Here is a 3,110-nt window from a genome sequence, read left to right as displayed (position 1 = left end):
AGGTCATGCTCGGCTATTCCGACAGCAACAAGGACGGCGGTTTCATGCCCTCCGGCTGGGAGCTCTACAAGGCCGAAATCGGCCTTATCGACACCTTCGCCCGCCACGGCGTGCGTCTGCGCCTCTTCCACGGCCGCGGCGGCTCCGTCGGCCGCGGCGGCGGCCCCAGCTACCAGGCCATCCTGGCCCAGCCGGGCGGCGCCGTGCAGGGGCAGATCCGCCTCACCGAGCAGGGCGAAGTCATCGCCTCCAAGTACGCCAACCCGGAAGTCGGCCGCCGCAACCTCGAAGTGCTCGCCGCCGCCACCATGGAAGCCACGCTGTTCGCCCCGCGCGACCCGGCCCCGCGCCCGGAATACCTGGAAGCGATGGACGAACTGTCGGAAGCCGCCTTCAAGGCCTACCGCAACCTGGTCTATGAAACCGAGGGCTTCGAGCAATATTTCTGGGAATCCACCGTGATCTCGGAAATTGCCGCGCTCAACATCGGCAGCCGCCCCGCCTCACGCAAAAAGTCGACCGCCATTGAAGACCTGCGCGCCATTCCGTGGGTCTTCAGCTGGGCCCAGTGCCGCATCATGCTGCCCGGCTGGTACGGCTTCGGCTCGGCGGTGCAGGCCTACGTGGCCAGGCACGGCGAGGCCGGCATGGCGCGCCTGCAGGCCATGCACAAGGAATGGTCGTTCTTTGCCACGCTGCTCTCCAACATGGACATGGTGCTGGCCAAGAGCGACATCGCCATCGCCAGCCGCTACGCCGATCTGGTCAAGGACAGCGCCCTGCGCCAGGCGATCTTCCCGCGCATCGAGCAGGAACACGCCAGCACCATCGCCACCCTGCTGAACATCACCGGCCAGGCCGAGCTGCTCGACGCCAACCCGCTGCTCAAGCGCTCGATCCGCAACCGCTTCCCGTATCTCGACCCGCTCAACCACGTGCAGGTCGAACTCCTGCACCGCTACCGCGAAGGCCACCAGGACGAACGCGTACGGCGCGGCATCCACCTGTCGATCAACGGCATTGCAGCGGGGCTGCGCAACAGCGGTTAAAGCGAAGAAGGGCTGCCCAGCCCTTCCAGCCCCCGGGTGGCCCAGTTGAGCACGGCCGCATGCACGGTCATCCGGGGGGCCAGATCGGGCAGGTCGCGGCGAATCACCTCGGCGGCAAAGTGCGCCATGAAACGTGCCTTCAACTCGGCGCGGGCCCGATCCGAACCGATGTCCTGGTAGGGCGACGAGGCCAGCAACAGGAAACCGTCATCCGGAATGCGTCCGCTGTGCATGTTGGACGCAATGATCGCCCCCGCCTTGCGGATGGGGTCGGCCAGATCGGGGCTGTAGGGGCCGATGATCAGCGCCAGGTTGGGGGCATGCAGGAAGTCGAAGCCGCGGCCGACGCAGATCATCCACTCCCGGTGCTCGATGTCGAGCTGGCGGTCGGTCTGGCGCACTTCGGCCACGTGGGCAATATTGCCCGCCACCAGCCGGGCCAGGTCGGCCAGCATCTGCCGCGGCATGTCGGGAAACAGGGGTTGCAGGCGGGCCCGCAGGCCGGCCTCGTCTTCCGTGGCCGGCAGGGTCGACACATCCAGCGTGCGGCCGTCCGGCCCGTGCAGAATCAGGGCGTCCTCGTCCGTCTCGAAGCCGCACACCAGCGGATACACGGTGCCGTGCTGACGTCCGAAAACATGCTCCACCTGGGTCTTCACCCCGAAGACATGGGCCACCGCATCTTCCGTGTGGTAAGCGAAGCCGGCGCAGCTGCGGTGCGCGTCACCACGGGAAAAGTGATAGGTGATCAGCATCAGCACGCGCTGACCGCCACACACACGGTCGTGCACGTAATGGTCGATCACCTCGCCCAGATGCGGCCAGCCCAGGTCAAAGAAACCACCCAGATTGCGGAAGGGCTGGATGATGCCCGGCGGCGTGTTGGTGGCAATCGGAATGTTGATCCGCCCGTCCATGCACTTCATCACCGCCAGCGCCGTCGGATGCCGTGCCCGGTGCCGCTCCCGGGCCATGCTGGCCTCGGGGTCGCAATAGGCGGCCGAATACCTGCCGGCAACTTCGTAAAGCCAGTCGATACGTGCAGCAATGGGCTGCTGATGGATCGTCATGGTGTCTCCCCCGTTTATTGTTGTACGGAGAAAGCTGCATGAGACGCGGGCCGGCGTCAATGGACGCCAGGACGCTTCAGCCGCCCATCGGCGAACACAACTCCACCAGCGTGCCGTCCGGGCAGCGCACGTAAGACACCACCTGGCCCCACGGCTTGGGCTCGGGCGGGAGGATTTCGGTGGCGCCGGCCGCTACGGCCCGGGTGTGGGCGGCGGCCACGTCGTCCGTCACGAAGGCCACTTCAACGCCGAGGGGCTTGACGGAGGTACTGGCCGCGACGAAACCATCGGGGAAATGCATCTCGCCCATTTCAAGGGATGCAAAGGCCAGCGCGGTGGCGCCGGTTTCCAGCTCGCCGTAGGCGCCGGATTCATGGAGGAAGCGGCAGGCGAAGCCAAAGGCCTTCTCGAAGAAGGTCAGCGAGGCGGCCACGTCGGGGACGTAGAGGATGGTGTAGCCGAATTTCATGATGGTGTCTCCGGGCCCTGCAAGAGAGGGCGGGAAGACATGCTGCCACCGGGCCCGGTTTATCTTCAAGCTAAACCGGTTCATCTTTTTGACGCATTGGTTTCCCTGAAAGCGAAACCGGTATCGCTCCGGGGAAAACTGACTCAAGGCTGAGGAAAACTGACGGCCCTTCGAGATGAATCAGTTCAATGCCCGGCAAGCCCGGTTGCCCCCGGAGGAGAACCGGTTCATCTTCAAGCTGAACCTGTTCTTCTACAAGCTGAACCGGTTCTTCTGCGAGCAGAGCCAGTTCTTCTTCAAGCAGAACCGGTTCCCCGGCGGGCTCAAATGGGGCCGCAGGTTTCAGGACATCCGCCAGACAACGCTCGGCCGCTGCGCCTGTCGCCAAGCCCACAATCGCCGGGGCCGCGTCAGGAATGCGGCGAAGCCCGCCGGACGAAAAAAGGGCCCGAACATGCCGGGCCCTTTGATCACTCAGCGCCGCCCGCGGGGTGGTGGAGCGCCACGGCGCAGCGGCGGCGG

General features: G+C 65.4%; 4 protein-coding genes. 2 read left to right on the top strand and 2 right to left on the bottom strand.

From position 1 onward, the window contains the following. Positions 1 to 1,049: phosphoenolpyruvate carboxylase (locus tag ETQ85_RS23035; RefSeq protein WP_148581393.1), on the top strand; the 1,049-nt coding region annotated here is incomplete at its 5' end. Here ETQ85_RS23035 and ETQ85_RS23030 read toward each other — a convergent pair. Then, complete coding sequence (locus ETQ85_RS23030; RefSeq protein WP_148581392.1) at positions 1,046 to 2,119, bottom strand: carboxysome shell carbonic anhydrase domain-containg protein; 1,074 nt, start codon at positions 2,117 to 2,119, stop codon at positions 1,046 to 1,048. The genes ETQ85_RS23035 and ETQ85_RS23030 overlap by 4 nt on opposite strands. A 76-nt stretch (positions 2,120 to 2,195) precedes the next feature. Further along, the gene (locus tag ETQ85_RS23025) at positions 2,196 to 2,588 is read right to left on the bottom strand and encodes a VOC family protein (RefSeq protein WP_148581391.1); all 393 of its coding nucleotides are present in this window, start codon (positions 2,586 to 2,588) and stop codon (positions 2,196 to 2,198) included. A 175-nt stretch (positions 2,589 to 2,763) separates the two neighbouring features. Here ETQ85_RS23025 and ETQ85_RS26405 point away from each other — a divergent pair. Beyond that, positions 2,764 to 3,110: hypothetical protein (locus ETQ85_RS26405; protein ID WP_187394833.1), on the top strand; the 347-nt coding region annotated here is incomplete at its 3' end.

The organism is Zoogloea oleivorans (genome assembly GCF_008107625.1).
GTDB lineage: Bacteria > Pseudomonadota > Gammaproteobacteria > Burkholderiales > Rhodocyclaceae > Zoogloea > Zoogloea oleivorans.
This window is presented reverse-complemented; position numbering and strand designations above follow the sequence as displayed.

What these genes read in the sequence shown, in the direction of transcription:
- ETQ85_RS23030 (WP_148581392.1), bottom strand. Translation starts at nt 2,119, where the DNA reads ATGACGATCCATCAGCAGCCCATTGCTGCACGTATCGACTGGCTTTAC.
- ETQ85_RS23025 (WP_148581391.1), bottom strand. Translation starts at nt 2,588, where the DNA reads ATGAAATTCGGCTACACCATCCTCTACGTCCCCGACGTGGCCGCCTCG.